The organism is Nitrogeniibacter mangrovi, assembly GCF_010983895.1.
In the GTDB taxonomy this organism is placed as follows: Bacteria; Pseudomonadota; Gammaproteobacteria; order Burkholderiales; family Rhodocyclaceae; genus Nitrogeniibacter; species Nitrogeniibacter mangrovi.
In genome coordinates this window covers 2,827,160-2,844,369 of the sequence record NZ_CP048836.1, presented here as the reverse complement: position 1 = coordinate 2,844,369, position 17,210 = coordinate 2,827,160, and the positions used below count along the sequence as shown (strand labels likewise).

Here is a 17,210-nt window from a genome sequence, read left to right as displayed (position 1 = left end):
ATTAATCGTTGGTGGTGGCCAGCACTTCGGATAGCGAGGTGATGCCAGCCTTCACTTTGCGCAGCCCGGAGCGGCGCAGATCGGAGACCCCTTCCAGTTCGGCCTGGGCGGCAATGTCCATGGAATTGCCGTTGTTCATGATGATGCGCTGAATCTCTTCGGAAATCGGCATGACCTGGTAGATGCCCACCCGTCCCTTGTAGCCGGAGCCCTTGCACAGGTCGCAGCCCTTCGGGCCCATCGGGCGCCAGCTGCCGTCCAGATCGTCCTCGGAAAAACCCGCCTCGACCAGCGCGTCGTGGGGAATGTCCATGGGTTCCTTGCACTTGCACAGGCGGCGGGCCAGTCGCTGCGCCGTGATGAGGATGACTGACGAGGCGATGTTGAACGGCGCGACCCCCATGTTGCGCAGGCGCTCGAGCGTCGTCGGGGCGTCGTTGGTATGCAGCGTCGACAGGACTAGGTGACCGGTCTGCGCGGCCTTGATCGAAATCTCCGCGGTCTCCAGATCGCGGATCTCGCCCACCATGATGATGTCGGGATCCTGGCGAAGGAAGGCGCGCAGCGCCGTGGAGAAGGTCAGGCCCGCCTTCTCGTTCACATTGACCTGGTTGATGCCGGGCAGGTTGATTTCGGCCGGGTCTTCGGCGGTCGAAATGTTCGAGTCGCCCTTGTTGAGCAGGTTCAGGCAGGTGTAGAGCGACACGGTCTTGCCGCTACCGGTCGGGCCGGTGACCAGAATCATGCCGTAGGGGCGCTCGATGGCCTCGAGCAGGGCCTGCTTCTGATCCGGATCGTAGCCGAGGGCGTCGATGCCCAGCATGGCCGACGACGGATCGAGAATCCGCATCACGATCTTCTCGCCATGCAGCGTCGGCAGGGTGGAGACCCGGAAGTCGATGGCCTTGTTCTTGGACAGCACCAGCTTCATGCGCCCGTCCTGGGGGACCCGCTTCTCGGAGATGTCCAGGCGCGAGATCACCTTGATGCGCGCGGCGATCTTTTCACGCAGGATCAGCGGTGGCTGGGCGATTTCACGCAGGGCGCCGTCGGTACGAAAGCGGATCCGGTAATACTTTTCATAGGGCTCGAAGTGGATGTCGGAGGCGCCTTCGTTGATGGCGTCCACGAGCACTTTCTGGATGAAACGGACCACCGGCGCGTCGTCCACCTCGGCCTGGACATCCTCGCCGCCGTCCTTGTCGCCCGGCGATTCCTGATCGAGCAGGTCCATGTCGAAGTCGTCGCCGGTCAGTGCGTCGAGCGTCTCTGACGTGGACTCGCTCTGGCGGTTGATGACCGCCTCGAGCTTGCTCGCCTCGACCACCACGGCGTCGACCGACAGGCCGCTCTGGAAGCGGATCTCGTCCAGGGCCCTCAGGTTCGTGGGGTCGGCCAGGGCGACCGTGATGCGATTGCCGCGCTTGCCGATGGGCAGGACGTGGTGTTTGCCGATGAGTTTGCGGTCGATGGCGTCCTGCAGGATCGTCTGCGGATCCAGCGCGCCGATGTCGAGGAGCGGGTAGCCGAAGGTGTCGGCGGCGAAGCGGGCGACCTCATGCTCGCTCATGAGGCCGCGTTTGGCCGCCTCGAGGACGAAGCCGTTGGTCTTGTCCTTGTTTTCGGTGGTGCACGCGACCGCGTCCGCTTCCGAGATGCGGTTCTGCTGGATCAGCGCCCGGGCGAGCCCGGACAGCGCAATTTGCGGATTCGCGGCCATATCCTTGTCTGTTCAGGTCCGATATCGAACCGACATATCATGGTGCATTGCTTCAAGTGGCTTGTAAAGCATTGAGTGCAAGGCACTGTTTAGTTGGCAATTATTCCTTTGGCTTGAACAGCCGCGCGGTCTTCACCAGGCGGTCCTGGGTCTGGACGACCTCGATCGGGACACTGGCGATGCGCATGGACAAGCCGGTCTCGGGAATATCCTGAAGATATTCCACAATCAACCCATTTAATGTTTTCGGCCCATCGGTCGGAAGGTTGAGGCCCAATTTCCGGTTGAGGTCTCTGAGGTTGTGGCCGCCGTCGACGAGAACGCTGCCGTCTTCATGCCAGCTCAGCGTGTCCGTGTTGTCCGGCGAGCTGGTGGTGAACTTGCCGACCATCTCTTCGATGATGTCATCGATGGTCACCAGCCCGAGCAGCTCGCCGTATTCGTCCACCACCAGCCCCATGCGCTGCCGGTTTTCCTGGAAGAACTGCAGCTGCGAATAGACGGGGGTTTCCGCCGGTACGAAGTAGGGCGCCACTACCATCTCGTGCAGTGCCTCGTGGGTCAGGTCGCTGTCGATCGAATGGCCCAGCAGGCGGCGCAGATGGAGAATGCCGACGACGTCGTCGTTCTCGCCGTCGAACACCAGCAGGCGGGTGTGGTAGCTGGTGGCCAGTTGCTGGGCGATCTCCTCGATGGGGTCGGACAGATCGATGCCCTCGATGGCGCCGCGCGGGGTCATCACATCCTCGACGGTGATGTCCTCGAGTTCGAACATGTTGAGCAGGATGGAGCGGTGCTTGTGCGGGATCACGTGCCCGGCCTCGAGCACCATGGCGCGCAGTTCCTCGGTGGACAGCGCGTCCGACGCGTCGCCCTTGCCCGGATGCAGGCGAATGACGCGCAGGATCAGCTCGACGAAAAGATTGACGAACCAGATCGCGAAGTAGGTGACCCGCAGCAGGAAGGCCAGCGGAAAGGCGTACATCACCGCGAGGCGGTCGGCATAGCGCGCGCCGATGACCTTGGGGGTGATCTCGGAGAAGACCAGGATCAGGAAGGTGACCAGCAGGGTGCCGACCCCGAGGGCCCAGCGTTCATTGCCGAACAGCTGGATCGTGATGACGCTCACCAGCGTCGCGGCGGCGGCGTTGATCAGGTTGTTGAACAACAGGATGACGCCGAGGAGCTTTTCGGTCTGGCCGAGCAGATCCAGAGCCAGCTGGGCGCCATGGTGTCCGTTGGATGCCATCGAGCGCAGTCGATAGCGATTGGCGGCCATCATGGTGGTTTCCGACATGGAAAACAGACCGGAAAACACCAGCAGCAAGGCCAGGGCGGCCAGTTGCATGGCCAAGGCAGGGTCAGGCACGGGGAATCAGCACAAATCTCGACGGTTTCGAGTATTCCGATGCCTCATGCGCTTGTCAATCGGCGGATGAGGCTTCACACGGGGCGATGCAGGAGCACCTCGAGCACGAAGCGGCTACCGACATAGGCCAGCATGAGCGCCACGAATCCGGCCATGGTCCAGCGTTGGGCCATCTTGCCGCGCCAGCCCCACAGCCGACGGCCCATCAGCAGAGCACCGAACAACAGCCACGAGATGAACGCGAAGACGGTCTTGTGATCCACCTGAAAGGCCTTGCCGAAGAGCGCTTCGGAGAACATGACGCCGGAGATCAGGGTCAGGGTCAGGAGGACGAAGGCGATACGGATCAGGCGGAACAGCAGCCGCTCCATCGTCAATAGTGGCGGAAGGCTGGCGAACACCGCCGACAGGCGCGCATGGTGCAGGCGTTTTTCCGCGATCGACATCAGGATCGCGTGCAGGGTCGCCAGCGTGAACAGGCTGTAGGCGAGCATGGCGACGATGAAGTGGGCCCGGAAGGCCGGCGAACCGGCCTGGGCCAGCAGATGTGGCGGCGGAAACAGCCCGGGCAGGAAGGCGCACACCGCCGCGGCGGGCATCACGAAGGTCTGCAGCCCGTCGAGCCGGGAGAAGAAGTTCTCGATCCAGTAGAACACCACGGCCAGCCACACCATCAGCGACAGAGCGGTGCCGAAGCCGAAATGCATGCCGGAGCCAGGAAACAGTTCCCGGTGCAGCACCGCGCCGTGGGCCAGCAGGGCCATCAGCAGCGCCGCGCGCTCCCAGGCGGACAGGCCGCGACGGGGCACTTCGCCCGCCGCTTGCCAGCGGGAACGCCAGAAGTGCACGCCAAGTGCGGCGTACATGGAGGCAGGCACCAGATGCAGTAGAATCGAGGGCATTCGACGAGTTTACTCCAAGGCCGATTTTCGAACCAATCATGCTGGACAATCTGACGCAACGACTGACCAAGGTCGTCAAAACCATCCGGGGTCAGGCGCGCCTGACCGAAGACAACATCAAGGATGCCATGCGCGAGGTCCGGATGGCCCTGCTCGAGGCGGACGTGGCGCTGCCGGTAGTCAAGGAATTCGTGAGCCGGGTCCGCGAAAAGGCCGTCGGCCAGGAAGTGATCGGCTCGCTGACACCCGGCCAGGCACTCGTCGGCGTGGTGCACGACGAGCTGCGGACCCTGATGGGTGGGCAGCACGAAGGCCTGAATCTGGCGGTGACTCCGCCGGCCATCGTGCTCATGGCCGGCCTGCAGGGCGCCGGCAAGACCACCACCACCGGCAAGCTTGCCAAGATGCTGCGCGAGCGCCAGAAGAAGAAGGTGCTCGTGGTCTCCACCGACGTGTATCGGCCGGCCGCCATTGAGCAGCTCAAGACCGTGGCGGCCCAGGCGGGCGTCGAGTTCTTCCCCTCGGAGGTCTCGCAGAAACCCGTCGATATCGCGCGGGCCGCGGTCGACTATGCTCGCAAGCACTTCATCGACGTGCTGCTGGTCGATACCGCCGGTCGTCTGGCCATCGATACCGCCATGATGGAGGAGATCCAGGCCCTGCATGCCGCGGTCGATCCGGTCGAGACGCTCTTCGTCGTCGATGCCATGCTCGGCCAGGACGCGGTCAACACCGCCCAGGCCTTCAACGAGGCTCTGCCGCTGACTGGGGTGGTGCTCACCAAGCTGGACGGTGACGCGCGTGGTGGCGCGGCCCTGTCCGTGCGTCATGTCACCGGCAAGCCGCTCAAATTCGCCGGGGTGGCCGAAAAGCTCGACGGTCTCGAAGAGTTCCATCCGGACCGGATGGCCTCGCGCATCCTCGGCATGGGCGACATTCTCGGTCTGGTCGATGAAGCGCGCCGCAATGTCGACGAAGAGCAGGCCAAGGCTTTTGCGAAGAAGCTCAAGAGCGGCAAGGGCTTCGACCTGAACGATTTCAAGGATCAGATCGGCCAGATGCGCAAGATGGGCGGCATCGGCGCCCTCATGGACAAGATGCCGGCCCAGTTCGCCCAGGCGGCCGGACAGCTGCAGGGCGGGGTCGAAGAGAAGATGGTCGGCCGTGTCGAGGGGATCATCAACTCCATGACGCCGGCAGAACGGGCCAATCCGGGCATCCTCAAGGCCTCGCGCAAGCGCCGCATCGCCGCCGGCGCGGGGGTGCCGGTCCAGGAGGTCAATCGGCTGCTCAAGCAGTTCGAGCAGACCCAGAAGGTCATGAAACAGTTCTCCAAGGGCGGCATGGCCAAGATGATGCGCGGCATGAAGGGCATGCTGCCCGGGATGCGCTGACCGGCCGGTGGGCGCATCGATTCACGCGGCGGCCCGCGCGGCGCTGCAGGCCTGTGATCCGGCGCACAAATGCGCCCTGGTGGCCGCGCTCAAGGCGGATGCGGACGCGGGGCGTCTGGGACCCTGCCCCGACGAGGCGCCGTTGCCGATCGGCGAGCCGGGCCGGCCGCCACGGCCGGTGCTGATCGATCCGGCCGCAGTGCCCGATCGTCGCCCGTCGGCCGAAAACGGGCATGCGGCCTTGCTGCATGCCATTGCCCACATCGAGTTCAACGCCATCAATCTGGCGCTCGACTGTGTTTATCGCTTTCGCGACCTGCCCGAGGATTTCTACACCGGCTGGGTGGACGTCGCCGCCGAGGAGGCCCGCCACTTCGGTCTCGTTTGCGACTGCCTGGCGGCGGCGGGGGCGGCCTACGGCGACTTTCCCGCGCACAACGGCTTGTGGGAGATGACGGTGAAGACCGCGCACGACCCGTTGGCGCGCATGGCGCTGGTGCCGCGGGTGCTCGAGGCGCGGGGGCTGGATGCCACGCCGCCGATCATGGCCCGGCTGCGCAGGTCGGGCGATACCCGGACGCTGGCCGTGCTCGACATCATCCTGCGCGACGAGATCGGTCATGTCGCTTTGGGGGATCGCTGGTTCCGCCATTTCTGTGCGCAGCGCGGCCTGGAGCCCGAAGCGCAGTACCGGGCGCTGATCGACGCCTTCGATGCCCCCTGGCCGCGCCCGCCATTGAATCGCCCGGCGCGCCGGCGGGCGGGCTTCTCGGAGCAGGAACTCGATCGGCTCGAGAGGCCGCGCCGGCGATGATTTGCGCCGCGCCGCGCCGCGCCGCGCCGCGCCGCGCCGCGCCTCGGCGAGCAGCTGCCCGGGTGGAGCCAAAAAAAAACGGGGTGGCATTCGCCACCCCGTTTCTTGTCGGGCCGATTCGGCCGGATCAGCGCAGGCCGGCCGCGTAGTCGGTGACGGCCTTGATTTCCTTGTCGGTCATCTTGAGTGCGATCGCCCGCATCATGCTGGCCGGGTCGTTGGCCCGCTCCTCGGCCTGGAAGGCCTTGAGCTGGGTTTCCAGGTAGCTGGCGTACTGCCCGCCAAGGCGCGGAAACTGGGCCGGCAGGCCGGCACCGGCCGGACCGTGGCAGCCGGCACAGGCCGGCAGGCCCTTGGAGGCGTCGCCGGCACGCCACAGGCGCTGGCCCATTTCGACGAGCTTGTCGTTGGTGGCCGCTTCCGGCTTCAGCGTCTGGCTGGCGAAGTAGTAGGCCACGTTCTTCATGTCGGCTTCGCTGAGGGCGGCCACCATGGCGTTCATGGTCGCGTTGACGCGTGCCGGCGGCTGGCCGTTGGCACCCTTGAAGTCATGCAGCTGTTTGTTGATGTATTCCGGGATCTGGCCCGCCAGCTTCGGGTTGGCCGGCAGCTGGCTGTTGCCGTCCGGGTTGTGGCAGGCGCCACAGATGGTCTCGGCGACTTGCTTGCCCTTGGCAAGGTCGGGCGCGGCGGCCTCGTCCTGGGCGTGGACACTGCCCGCAGTGAGCAGCAGGGAAATCAAAAGGGAGCGCTTCAGCATGATCAGAATGTCCTCGGAAGCCGTGGTCGAATTTTTGACAATCCTGCTATTCTATAACAGTACGGCCGGTTTGCGCGACGCAACACCCGGCCCTTTTTTCTCTGCGCGCCATCCATTGCTCCCATGTCCCTGTTTCGACACGCCACCTTCGAGATTTCCATCGCCGAACCGAAGGGGTTGCCGGCGCCCAACGGCCGCGAGGTCGCGTTTGCCGGCCGTTCCAATGCCGGCAAATCGAGCGCCATCAATACCCTCGCCGGGCATACCCGCCTCGCCTTCGTCTCCAAGACCCCGGGGCGCACGCAGCTGATCAACTTCTTCCGCCTGCGTTGCGGCGGGGTGATGGTGGATCTGCCCGGCTACGGCTACGCCGAGGTGCCGGAGAAGATCCGGCGCCAATGGCAGCGCCTGCTCGAACAGTATCTGACCGAGCGGGAGAATCTCGTCGGGTTGGTGCTGATCATGGATTCGCGCCGTCCGCTGACGCCGCTCGACCGACAGATGCTCGACTGGTTCGCGCCCAGCGGCCGGCCGGTGCACGTGCTGCTGACCAAGGCGGACAAACTGACGCGTAGCGAGGCGGCGAAGACGCTGGCAGCCACGCGCAAGGCGCTGGCGGCGTGGGGCGATGCCGTGTCCGTACAGCTGTTCTCGAGTCTCAAGAAGACGGGGATCGAGGAGGTCGAGCGGGTGGTCGCGCCATGGCTGATCGATGACGCGGCGCAGGCGCCTGTCGACGAGGGGACCGACACCGGCGCGCCGGAAAAAAAGAAAGCCCCCGGCCAAAGGGGAGAAAAGCCGGGGGTTGAAGGCCCTACTTGATGGGGTAGGGCGCCCGCTCAGGGAGGTCAACACATCTGGCGACTCGCGCCATCTCTTTCCTAGATCAAAGCCGTCGCGCAAAGTTCCCCCCATACTTTTGATTTTGTGACCGAATCTCTCAAAGCCGATCGAGACCATGAAAACCAATCCAGCCTTTCCGGCGACGCGCATGCGTCGCATGCGTCGTGACGATTTCTCGCGCCGGCTCATGCGCGAGCATGAGCTGAGCGCCAACGACCTGATCTATCCGGTGTTCGTCCTGCCCGGCCCGGGGCAGCGCCAGACGGTGGCGTCCATGCCCGGCGTCGAACGGGTGTCGCTCGACCTGCTCTACGGAGTGGCCGAGCAGGCGCTCGAACTGGGCGTGCCCGCGCTGGCACTGTTTCCGGTCATCGAGGCGGCGAAGAAGAGCGAGCAGGCCGAGGAGGCGTGGAACCCGGAGGGTCTGGTGCCCACCGTGGTGGCCGGGCTCAAGCAGCGCTTCCCCGAACTCGGGGTGATCACCGACGTGGCGCTCGACCCCTATACCAGTCATGGTCAGGACGGTCTCATCGACGCGACCGGCTACGTGATGAACGACGAAACCCTCGAGGCCCTGGCCAAGCAGGCGCGCTGCCATGCCGATGCCGGTGCCGACGTGGTGGCCCCGTCCGACATGATGGACGGGCGGGTGGCGCGGATCCGCGCCGAGCTCGATGCCGGCGGCCACATCCTCACCCGCATCCTGGCCTACTCGGCCAAGTACGCCTCCAGCTACTACGGCCCCTTCCGCGACGCGGTGGGCTCGGCCGGCAACCTGGGTGGCGGCAACAAGTACACCTACCAGATGGATCCGGCCAACACCGACGAGGCCCTTCGCGAGGTCGCGCTCGACATCGCCGAAGGCGCCGACATGTTCATGGTCAAGCCGGGCATGCCGTATCTGGACATCGTGCGCCGGGTCAAGAGCGAGCTGCAGGTGCCCACGTTCGTCTATCAGGTCAGCGGCGAGTACGCCATGCTCAAGGCTGCCGGGGCCAATGGCTGGATCGACGAGAAGGCCTGCGCACTGGAGGCGCTGGTGTGCTTCAAGCGTGCCGGTGCCGACGGCATCCTCACCTACTTCGCCCTCGACGCGGCGCGCTGGCTGAAGGCGTCGGCCTGATGGTGGCGGTCCGGCCGATGCGGCCGGACGACATCGCGGCGGTGCTGCGCCTGCAGCGCGCCGCCTATGGCGACGCCTACCAAGAGTCGGCCGCGGTGCTGCTCGACAAGCTGGCGCAGGGGCCGGCGTTTTGCCGGATGGCCTGCGAGGGCGAGGCCATCCTCGGTTACGTGCTGGCGCATCCCTGGGCGCTGGACGTGGTGCCGCCGTTGCATCGGGCCATGGCGCTGCCCGCGCCGGCCGATGCGGTGTTCGTGCATGACCTGGCGATCGCGCCGTCGGCGCAGGGGCGGGGTGTGGGGCGCCGGCTGGCCGACGCGGTGTCGGCGTCGGCCGGGACGCGCTTCGCGCACATGGCGCTGGTCGCACTGGACGAAGCCGTTGCCTTCTGGCAGGCGCTCGGTTTTGTGCCGCGCGCGCCCGGCAACGCACTGGCCGGCTACGGCGCCGGCGCGCGCTACATGGTGCGATCGCTGCTCAGCGACTGAGGCCGAGCCGCGTCGCCTTGCGCGGCAACTGCAATACGCTGCCGAGTTGCATGTCCACATAGTGTGGCCGCCCGGCCGTGCGGCTGATCCACACCGTCTTCATGCCGAGCCGCTTGGCCGCGTGCAGGTTTTCGAGGCTGTCCTCGACCAGCACGCAGCGCCGCGGATCGAGCCGGTGGGCGATGAGCAGGCGGCGGAAGGCGGCGGTCTGCGGCTTGGGTTGCAGCCCCATCTCCTCGACAGCGAAGACGTCGTCGAAGCAGCGTTCGACGCCCATCAGATTCAGCACCGCGCGCGCATAGGCGCCGGGGCCGTTGGAGAACACGATCTTGCGCCCGGGCAGCTGACGCAGCCGGTGGCGCAGCGCGCGATCGAACACGAGCATGTCATGGAGGCGGTCGAACCGATGCGTTTCGGCCAGGAAATGCGCCGGATCGGTGCCGTGGTGGCGTATCAGGCCCAGCAGGGTGGCGCCGTAGCGCTGCCAGTAGTGCATGCGCAGCCGGTTGGCCTCGGCGGTATCCACCCTCAGATGCCGCTCGATATAGGCCGTCATGGCCGAGTTGATGTGCGGGAAGATGTGCGCGCTGGCGTTGTGCAGCGTGTTGTCCAGATCGAACAGCCAGATCGGCGTGCGCATCAACGGGGCGCTCCCGGTCTGGGCTGGAAGCGGATCACCGCACGGCCATCGTCCAGGGTGCGCGGCTCGGGCTTCCAGGCGTGTCCATAGACGATCTCGAAGGTCGCCGGCAGCCGGCCCTCCTGACGATGGTGCTCATAGGCCGCGCGGGCGGCGTCCCAACGCTGTCGCTGACCGAGGTTGCGGGGGCGGTGGCTGGCAGCGTTGGTGCTACCGGATTGGCGCAGGTCGCGGATCAGGTCGTCGAACTGGCGATAGGTGAGCGTGAGCACGTCCATGTCCATGACCGGATCGCCGAACCCGGCGCCGACCAGCGCGTCGCCGATGTCGTGCATGTCGATGAAGGGATGGACATGGGCGTCGCCGTGCGCGCCCAGCGCGGCGCGCAGCTCCTTGAGGGTGTCGGGGCCAAGGGTGGCGAACATGAGCATGCCACCCACCTTCATGACCCGATGCATTTCGCGCAGGGCGGGGGCCGGGTCGGTCAGCCAGTTGAGCATCAGGTTGGACCAGACCATGTCGACGCGTGCCGGCGGCAGCGGCAGCGCGCGGGCGTCGGCGACGATGCGGTCGATGCGCGGGGCGCGCTTGAACAACCGGCTCAGTACGCCGCCCGACGGCGCGATGCGTTCCACGAGCGCCCCGGCGCTGTCGATCGCGCTCAGGCGTGCGTCGGGATAACGGCTGGACAGGGCCGCCAGATCGCGCCCGGTGCCGCAGCCCAGGTCGAGGATGTGGGTGGGCGTGTGCACGATGCCCTCGAGGCGCGCGAGCATCTGCTCGGCGGTGGCGCGGGCGAGCACGTCGGTGTCGTCGTAGGTGACCGCGGCCCGGTTGAACTGGCGGCGGACATGGGCGGGGTCGAGCGAGAAATCGTCAGGCATGGCAGGTGTCCAGCCGGGCGAAAGGTGGCCCGGCTGGGCGCACGATACACAAATGTGCGGCGCAATGCGATCCGTCGCAGGGCGCCGCCGGCGTGGCGATCAGATGGCCTTGAGCCCCAGCTTGGCGAACAGGGTCTCGTCGCGGTCGGCTTCGGGATTGTCGGTGGTGAGCAGGCGATCGCCGTAGAACATGGAATTGGCGCCGGCCAGGAAGCACAGGGCCTGCATCTCGTCGCTCATCTGCTGGCGCCCGGCCGACAGGCGCACATAGGCCTTGGGCATGGTGATGCGGGCGGCGGCGATGGTGCGCACGAACTCGATCGGATCGACTTCCTCGTTTTCACCCATGGGGGTGCCTTCGATGCGCACCAGGTTGTTGATGGGCACGGAGTCCGGCTGCGGGTCCATGTTGGCGAGCTGGGCGATCAGCGCCGCGCGGCTCTTGCGCCCTTCGCCCAGGCCGACGATGCCGCCGCAGCACACGTTGATGCCGGCGTCACGGACACGGTCCAGGGTGTCGAGTCGGTCCTGCAGGGTGTGGGTGGTGATCACCTGGCCATAGAACTCGGGGGCGGTGTCGATGTTGTGGTTGTAGTAGTCGAGGCCGGCATCCTTGAGCTTCGCGGCCTGGCCATCCTTGAGCATGCCCAGGGTGACGCAGGTCTCCAGGCCCAGCGCCTTGACTTCTCGAACCATCTCCAGCACCGGCTCCAGGTCCTTGTCCTTGGGGCCGCGCCAGGCCGCGCCCATGCAGAAGCGGCTGGCGCCCTTGGCCTTGGCGGCACGGGCGTTTTCCAGCACTTCGTCCAGCGGCAGCAGGCGTTCGCGTTCCAGCCCGGTGTCGTAGCGCGCCGACTGGGAACAGTACCCGCAGTCCTCCGAACAGCCCCCGGTCTTGATGGACAGCAAGGTCGAGCGCTGGACCGCGTTGGGATCGAAATGCTCGCGATGGATCTGCTGGGCCTTGAACAGCAGGTCGTTGAAAGGCATGGCAAACAGGGCTTCGACATCGGCGACGCGCCAGCGTGGGGCCTCGGTGGCTTGAGGCGGGGTCGTCGTCGCGGTCGGGGCGTGGGTCGATGTCGTTGTCATGATGTGTTTTTTGCGCTGTAATACAAAATTATGGATGATCCTAGATCGCCCGAGCCCTTGTCAAACCAGCGCGCCCGATGGCGTGCGCGCATCGACTGGGTGCTCGAGCAGATGTTGCCGACCGCTTGCGTGGTCTGCGGGCGCGCCGAACACGTGCGCCTGTGCGACGGTTGCCGTGCGGATTTGCCGCACTCCGGGTCGGCGTGCCCGGTGTGCGCCATCAACTGCCCGGGCGGTCAGGTGTGCGGCGCGTGCCTGACGCGACCACCCGCGTTCGATGCCACCGTGGCGGCGTTCCGCTATGCACATCCGGTGGATCGATTGATCCAGTCGCTCAAGTACGGGCATGACCTGGCGGTCGCCCACGCCCTCGGAGGCATCATGGCGCAGGTGCGCCCGACCGCCCGGTTCGATCTGATCATGCCGGTGCCGCTGCATCGGGCGCGGCTGGCGCAGCGTGGCTTCAACCAGTCGGTCGAACTGGCGCGGGCCATGGTCGGGCGAGGCGTCGAAGCGATCTGTCTCGATGGCCTCGTTCGCCATCGTGCGACGATGCCGCAGGCCGGTCTGAGTCTGACCGAACGACGCCGCAACCTGCGCCGCGCCTTCGTGCCCCGGCGCACGTTCGTGGGGCAGTCGGTCCTGGTGGTGGACGATGTCATGACCACCGGCGCCACGCTCGATGCGGTGGCCCGTTGCCTGAAGCAGGCCGGCGCGCGGGAGGTGGTGAATCTGGTGTGCGCGCGCACCCCGGCACCCCGTTGATTGCATCGGCCGGCGTGGGCACAATGCGTCGCCATGTTCCATGTCGTTCTCTTCGAGCCGGAAATTCCGCCCAACACCGGCAACGTCATTCGCCTGTGTGCCAACACCGGGGCCCGGCTGCACCTGATCAAGCCGCTCGGCTTCGTGCTGTCGGACAAGGCGCTCGCGCGCGCCGGGCTGGACTATCACCAGATGGCCCATGTCAGCGTCCATGAAAGTTGGCCCGCATTCCGCGCGGCCCACCCCGACGGCCGTGTGTACGCATCGACCACCCGGGGGACGATCCGTCATGACGAGGCGGCTTTCGCGCCGGGCGACATTCTGCTGTTCGGCTCGGAAACCCGCGGTCTGCCCCAGTGGCTGCATGATGAACTCGGTTGTGAGCAGCGCCTGCGCATTCCCATGCAGGGGGTGTCGCGCAGCATGAATCTGTCGAACGCCGTGGCCGTCGTGCTCTACGAGGCATGGCGCCAGAACGGGTTCGACGAAGGCGCTTGAGCGTTCCCGGACGGCCTATTCGATCCGCGGGCTGCGCGAGAGCAGGGCATCGACGGCGGCCTCGGCGCTCAGGCGGCCGCTGAGCAGATCGTCCACCGCGCAGCTCAAGGGCATGTCCACATGATGACGGGCCGCGCGTGCCACGGTCTCCCGGGTGGTGAGCACCCCTTCGGCCACGTGGCCGAGTTCCTCGAGGATCTGCGGCAGGGCCTTGCCCTCGGCCAGCATCAGGCCGACGCGACGGTTGCGCGACAGGTCGCCGGTGCAGGTGAGCACCAGGTCGCCGAGGCCGGCCAGCCCCATGAAAGTATCCTGGCGGGCGCCCAGGGCGACACCGAGGCGTGAGATCTCGGCCAGCCCTCGCGTGATGAGCGCGGCGCGGCTGTTGAGGCCGAAGCCGAGGCCGTCGGAGACGCCGGCGGCGATGGCCATGACGTTCTTGACCGCCCCGCCGACCTCGGCGCCGACGACATCGTCGTTGGCATAGAGGCGCAGGCGTGGACGATGCAGCGTTTCGGCCCACAGGGTGGCCTCGCCCAGATCCCGCGCGGCCAGGGTGATGGCCGTGGGCAGGCCGGCGGCCACTTCGGTGGCAAAGCTCGGACCAGTCAGGGCGCCGCAGGGATGGTGCTCGCCGAGGGTTTCGGCGACCACTTCGTGGGGCAGGCAGCCGGTGCCCTGTTCGAAGCCCTTGCAGGCCCACAGCACCGGCGCGGTGTTGCCGGCGTCGGCCAGATGGGACGTGACGGTGCGCAGGCCGGCGACCGGGGTCACCACCAGATGCAGCTCGGCGCGGGCAGCGGCAACCTCCAGGCGCTCCTCGAGCACCAGGGTGTCCGGGAACGGGCGATCGGGCAGCAGGGCCTGATTGACGCGTTCCCGCGCGCAGCGGCGCAGGGCGTCGGTGTCACGTCCCCACAGGACGACCTCGTGATCGGGTGCATAGGCGATGGCCAGGGCGGTGCCCCAGGCACCGGCCCCGTAGACGGTGATCTTCATGTCTTGCCTTCCGGTTGAACGGTGGCGCCGGTGCCGGTGTCAGTGGCCCCAGACATCCACCAGGCGGGCGAAGCCGGTTTCGCCATCGGCATGGGCGACCGGCAGCCAGCCGGCCTTGGCCGGACCGGTCACGCGCAGCAGCACGTTGCGCGCGGCCGCGAACACGACCGGCGCATCCTCGGCCGGCGTCTGACGGATCTCGGCCTTGTCGGCTGTGACTTCCACGGTCTGATGGTCAGACAGATCGGCGCGGGCGATCCAGGCCAGCTGGCCGTCATGGGTGCGCACCTTGATCCATTTTTCGAGCGTCACCACCACTTCGAGCGGGGTGTCCGCCGCTACGATGTAGAGCTTCTTGCCGGCGGCCGACGGACTGTCGTAGAGGATCGACGAGCGCGCTGCCGCCCGGTAGTCGAGCGCCAGCGCCGGCACGCACAGCGCGCCGAGCAGCATGGCGAGGATGAGGCGCGAAGCGGCCCGCATCTTACTGGACCGGGGTTTCCTGGGCTTCGGCCTGCTGGCGCGCCTGATACATGGCCTCGAAATTGACCGGCGCGAGCAGCACCGGCTGGAAGCCGGCACGGGTGACCGCGTCGGAGACCGCTTCGCGGGCATACGGGAACAGGATGTTGGCGCAGCCGATCATCATGATCGGTTCCAGGTCGCCTTCGGGCACGTTGCGGATCTGGAAGATGCCGGCCTGGGCCGCTTCGACCAGGAACACCGTCTTGTCTTCGCCCAGCTTGGCGGTGACGGTCACGGTGAGCACGACTTCATACACGCCTTCATCGATCTTGGTGCCGTTGGTGCCCAGCTGCACGTTGATCTGCGGCGTGTCGCGCTCCAGGTACACCTGGGGGGCGTTGGGCACCTCGACGGACAGGTCGCGGATGTAGAGCTTCTCGATGGTGAAGACGGGTTGCGTGTTCTCGGTCATGGGTTTGCCTTGGTCAATGGTGTCAGGTGTATGGGTCAGTCGGAGGTGCCGATCAGCATGGCGTCGAGGCGACCGGCATGGTCGAGGGCGAACAGGTCGTCGCAGCCGCCTACGTGGGTGCCGTCGATGAAGATCTGCGGCACCGTGCGCCGTCCGCTGACGGCGATCATCTCATCCCGACGTGACGGATCGACGTCGACGAGAATCTTGTCGATGTTGCCGATCCCCTTGTGATTGAGCAGCGCTTCGGCGCGGATGCAGTACGGGCAGGTGCGGGTGGCATACATGCGGACCGTGGCCGTCATGGTCACTTCTTCCGCTTGCGGCTGACCGGCTGGCCGGCGCTCTGCCAGCCCGACAGGCCGCCCTGCAGGTTGAACACGTGCTGGAATCCGAGCTTGCGCAGCGTGGCAGCGGCACCGGACGAGCGCGCACCGGAGGCGCAGCACAGGATGACCGGCCGCTCGCGGTAGGACTCCAGTTCGCCGGCACGCTGTTCGATGGCGCCGAGGGGAATGTGCTTGGCGTTGGGGATGTGGCCCTGGGCGTACTCGGACTGCTCGCGCACGTCAATGACGAGGGCGTCTTCCCGATTGATCTTGAGGGTCGCCTGGACCGGCGACAGGCTGGACGAGTCGCCACGCTGGCGGATGGCGTCGAAGAGCAGGAACGCGCCGCTCACGGCGGCCAGTGCCGCCCAGTACCAGTTTTGCTGCAAGAACTCCACGAATGATTCCTTCGCTGGGTGGGGTGTCAGGTCTTGAGGATCTTATCGTCGCAGAACACTTCGCGCATCAGCGCAATGAGCTGCAGCGTGCGCTGGTCGCCGACCCGGTAATAGACCCGGTTGGCGTCTTTGCGGGTCAGCAGGACCCCCTTGTCGCGCAAGATTGCCAGATGTTGGGAAATGTTGCTCTGCGAGGTGCCGACCGCATCGACGATGTCCTGGACACAGACCTCGCCGTCCCCGACGACGCAGAGGATCGACAGACGAAGCGGGTGCGAGATGGCCTTGAGGGCGCGGGCGGCAGTTTCGATCTGCTCGGTCTTGCCGACCAGATCCATGACGGGATGACTGTTCACGATCCAGGATCGATGGAAGTTGGATGAATACGATAAAATACCACCTTTTGCCGCCGCGGCGCTGCCGGCGCGCCGTGTCCGGATACGTCGAGTTTCCCACCTTAGTGAGTTGAAGTCCCCCATGTACAAGATCGTATTGCTTCGCCACGGCGAATCCACCTGGAACAAGGAAAACCGTTTCACCGGCTGGACCGATGTGGATCTGACCGAGAAAGGAAACCAGGAGGCGGTCGCCGCGGGCGAATTGCTGCGCGAGGAAGGCTATGCATTCGACGTCGCCTTCACCTCGGTCCTCAAGCGCGCCAACAAGACGCTGAACATCGTCCTCGAGAAGCTCGACGCGCTGTGGCTGCCGGTCGAGCATTCCTGGCGCCTGAACGAGCGTCACTATGGCGCTCTGCAGGGGCTCAACAAGGCCGAGACCGCGGCCAAGTACGGCGACGAGCAGGTGCTCATCTGGCGTCGTTCCTACGACACGCCGCCTCCGGCGCTGGACGATGGCGACGAGCGTCTCACCCCCGACGATCCGCGCTATGCCGCGCTGCCCGCCGACCGCTTCCCGCGCACCGAATGCCTCAAGGACACCGTGGCGCGTGTCGTGCCCTACTGGGAAACCGTGATCGTGCCGCGCATCCTCGCCGGCGACCGGATCCTGATCGCCGCGCATGGCAACAGCATCCGCGCGCTCATCAAGTATCTGGACGGCGTGAGTGACGCCGACATCGTCGGCCTCAACATCCCGACCGCCCAACCGCTAGTCTATGAGCTGGACGAGAACTGCCAGCCGATCAAGCACTATTACCTCGCCGACGAGGACACCATCAAGGCGGCCGAGGCGGCGGTGGCCGGCCAGGGCAAGGCCAAGGCCTGATCCCGGTGCCTCCGGCCGTGCGGCACCG

General features: G+C 66.2%; 21 protein-coding genes. 8 read left to right on the top strand and 13 right to left on the bottom strand.

All coding sequences use genetic code 11. The features are described 5' to 3' along the window. Position 1: 1 nt before the first annotated feature. From pilB to G3580_RS13225, 3 genes are all read right to left on the bottom strand, one after another. Positions 2 to 1,720: a type IV-A pilus assembly ATPase PilB gene (pilB, locus tag G3580_RS13235; protein WP_173766227.1), complete on the bottom strand. Its 1,719-nt coding sequence runs from the start codon at positions 1,718 to 1,720 to the stop codon at positions 2 to 4. 100 nt (positions 1,721 to 1,820) lie between these two features. Beyond that, positions 1,821 to 3,089, bottom strand: coding sequence for an HlyC/CorC family transporter (locus tag G3580_RS13230; protein ID WP_228720662.1), 1,269 nt, complete (start codon positions 3,087 to 3,089; stop codon positions 1,821 to 1,823). Positions 3,090 to 3,163: 74 nt separating this feature from the next. Next, positions 3,164 to 3,991 carry a cytochrome C assembly family protein gene (locus G3580_RS13225; RefSeq protein WP_173766226.1) on the bottom strand — a complete coding sequence of 276 codons (828 nt, stop codon included), beginning with the start codon at positions 3,989 to 3,991 and terminating at the stop codon, positions 3,164 to 3,166. Between the two features lie 38 nt (positions 3,992 to 4,029). On the opposite strand from G3580_RS13225, the gene ffh reads away from it, so the two are divergent. Both ffh and G3580_RS13215 read left to right on the top strand, forming a co-directional pair. Continuing rightward, positions 4,030 to 5,385 (top strand): signal recognition particle protein, encoded by a 1,356-nt coding sequence (ffh, locus tag G3580_RS13220; RefSeq protein WP_173766224.1) that lies wholly within the window; start codon positions 4,030 to 4,032, stop codon positions 5,383 to 5,385. A gap of 7 nt (positions 5,386 to 5,392) precedes the next feature. After that, entirely contained in the window at positions 5,393 to 6,199 is an 807-nt protein-coding gene (locus G3580_RS13215; RefSeq protein WP_173766222.1) for a ferritin-like domain-containing protein, read from the top strand. Positions 6,200 to 6,326: 127 nt separating this feature from the next. On the opposite strand, the gene G3580_RS13210 is transcribed toward G3580_RS13215, so the two are convergent. Beyond that, positions 6,327 to 6,959 (bottom strand): c-type cytochrome, encoded by a 633-nt coding sequence (locus G3580_RS13210; RefSeq protein WP_173766220.1) that lies wholly within the window; start codon positions 6,957 to 6,959, stop codon positions 6,327 to 6,329. Between the two features lie 123 nt (positions 6,960 to 7,082). On the opposite strand from G3580_RS13210, the gene yihA reads away from it, so the two are divergent. The 3 genes from yihA (at position 7,083) to G3580_RS13195 (ending at position 9,413) form a co-directional block, all read left to right on the top strand. Beyond that, positions 7,083 to 7,781: a ribosome biogenesis GTP-binding protein YihA/YsxC gene (gene yihA, locus G3580_RS13205; RefSeq protein ID WP_173766218.1), complete on the top strand. Its 699-nt coding sequence runs from the start codon at positions 7,083 to 7,085 to the stop codon at positions 7,779 to 7,781. Between the two features lie 136 nt (positions 7,782 to 7,917). Further along, positions 7,918 to 8,925: a porphobilinogen synthase gene (gene hemB / locus G3580_RS13200; RefSeq protein WP_173766216.1), complete on the top strand. Its 1,008-nt coding sequence runs from the start codon at positions 7,918 to 7,920 to the stop codon at positions 8,923 to 8,925. Positions 8,926 to 8,942: 17 nt separating this feature from the next. Then, the gene (locus tag G3580_RS13195) at positions 8,943 to 9,413 is read left to right on the top strand and encodes a GNAT family N-acetyltransferase (RefSeq protein ID WP_228720661.1); all 471 of its coding nucleotides are present in this window, start codon (positions 8,943 to 8,945) and stop codon (positions 9,411 to 9,413) included. Here the strand turns inward: G3580_RS13195 and G3580_RS13190 are convergent. From G3580_RS13190 to bioB, 3 genes are all read right to left on the bottom strand, one after another. Then, on the bottom strand, positions 9,403 to 10,053 hold the full coding sequence (locus G3580_RS13190; RefSeq protein ID WP_173766213.1) for a pyrimidine 5'-nucleotidase: 651 nt from the start codon (positions 10,051 to 10,053) through the stop codon (positions 9,403 to 9,405). The genes G3580_RS13195 and G3580_RS13190 overlap by 11 nt on opposite strands. After that, positions 10,053 to 10,937, bottom strand: a complete 885-nt coding sequence (locus G3580_RS13185; protein WP_173766211.1) for a methyltransferase domain-containing protein — start codon at positions 10,935 to 10,937, stop codon at positions 10,053 to 10,055. The genes G3580_RS13190 and G3580_RS13185 overlap by 1 nt, the downstream gene beginning before the upstream one ends. 99 nt (positions 10,938 to 11,036) lie before the next feature. After that, the gene (gene bioB / locus G3580_RS13180; protein WP_173766209.1) at positions 11,037 to 12,029 is read right to left on the bottom strand and encodes a biotin synthase BioB; all 993 of its coding nucleotides are present in this window, start codon (positions 12,027 to 12,029) and stop codon (positions 11,037 to 11,039) included. Positions 12,030 to 12,086: 57 nt separating this feature from the next. Between bioB and G3580_RS13175 the strand changes: the two genes are divergently transcribed. Together G3580_RS13175 and trmL are read left to right on the top strand one after the other, a co-directional pair. After that, positions 12,087 to 12,794: a ComF family protein gene (locus G3580_RS13175; protein ID WP_228720660.1), complete on the top strand. Its 708-nt coding sequence runs from the start codon at positions 12,087 to 12,089 to the stop codon at positions 12,792 to 12,794. A gap of 33 nt (positions 12,795 to 12,827) precedes the next feature. After that, entirely contained in the window at positions 12,828 to 13,292 is a 465-nt protein-coding gene (gene trmL, locus G3580_RS13170; RefSeq protein WP_173766207.1) for a tRNA (uridine(34)/cytosine(34)/5-carboxymethylaminomethyluridine(34)-2'-O)-methyltransferase TrmL, read from the top strand. A gap of 15 nt (positions 13,293 to 13,307) precedes the next feature. Here trmL and G3580_RS13165 read toward each other — a convergent pair whose 3' ends face one another. The 6 genes from G3580_RS13165 to G3580_RS13140 are packed head-to-tail and all read right to left on the bottom strand — an operon-like array spanning position 13,308 to position 16,293. Next, a complete protein-coding gene (locus G3580_RS13165; RefSeq protein ID WP_173766206.1) occupies positions 13,308 to 14,291 on the bottom strand; it encodes an NAD(P)H-dependent glycerol-3-phosphate dehydrogenase in 984 nt (327 codons plus the stop codon). A 39-nt stretch (positions 14,292 to 14,330) separates the two neighbouring features. Beyond that, positions 14,331 to 14,774 (bottom strand): SH3 domain-containing protein, encoded by a 444-nt coding sequence (locus G3580_RS13160; protein ID WP_173766204.1) that lies wholly within the window; start codon positions 14,772 to 14,774, stop codon positions 14,331 to 14,333. A gap of 1 nt (position 14,775) precedes the next feature. Continuing rightward, the gene (gene secB, locus G3580_RS13155) at positions 14,776 to 15,228 is read right to left on the bottom strand and encodes a protein-export chaperone SecB (protein WP_173766202.1); all 453 of its coding nucleotides are present in this window, start codon (positions 15,226 to 15,228) and stop codon (positions 14,776 to 14,778) included. Positions 15,229 to 15,263: 35 nt separating this feature from the next. Continuing rightward, the gene (gene grxC, locus G3580_RS13150) at positions 15,264 to 15,533 is read right to left on the bottom strand and encodes a glutaredoxin 3 (protein ID WP_173766200.1); all 270 of its coding nucleotides are present in this window, start codon (positions 15,531 to 15,533) and stop codon (positions 15,264 to 15,266) included. Between the two features lie 2 nt (positions 15,534 to 15,535). Next, the gene (locus G3580_RS13145; RefSeq protein ID WP_173766198.1) at positions 15,536 to 15,955 is read right to left on the bottom strand and encodes a rhodanese-like domain-containing protein; all 420 of its coding nucleotides are present in this window, start codon (positions 15,953 to 15,955) and stop codon (positions 15,536 to 15,538) included. Between the two features lie 26 nt (positions 15,956 to 15,981). Continuing rightward, positions 15,982 to 16,293: an ArsR/SmtB family transcription factor gene (locus G3580_RS13140; RefSeq protein ID WP_173768809.1), complete on the bottom strand. Its 312-nt coding sequence runs from the start codon at positions 16,291 to 16,293 to the stop codon at positions 15,982 to 15,984. 139 nt (positions 16,294 to 16,432) lie between these two features. Here G3580_RS13140 and gpmA point away from each other — a divergent pair, with 139 nt between their 5' ends. After that, positions 16,433 to 17,182 carry a 2,3-diphosphoglycerate-dependent phosphoglycerate mutase gene (gpmA, locus tag G3580_RS13135; RefSeq protein ID WP_173766196.1) on the top strand — a complete coding sequence of 250 codons (750 nt, stop codon included), beginning with the start codon at positions 16,433 to 16,435 and terminating at the stop codon, positions 17,180 to 17,182. Positions 17,183 to 17,210: the final 28 nt, after the last annotated feature.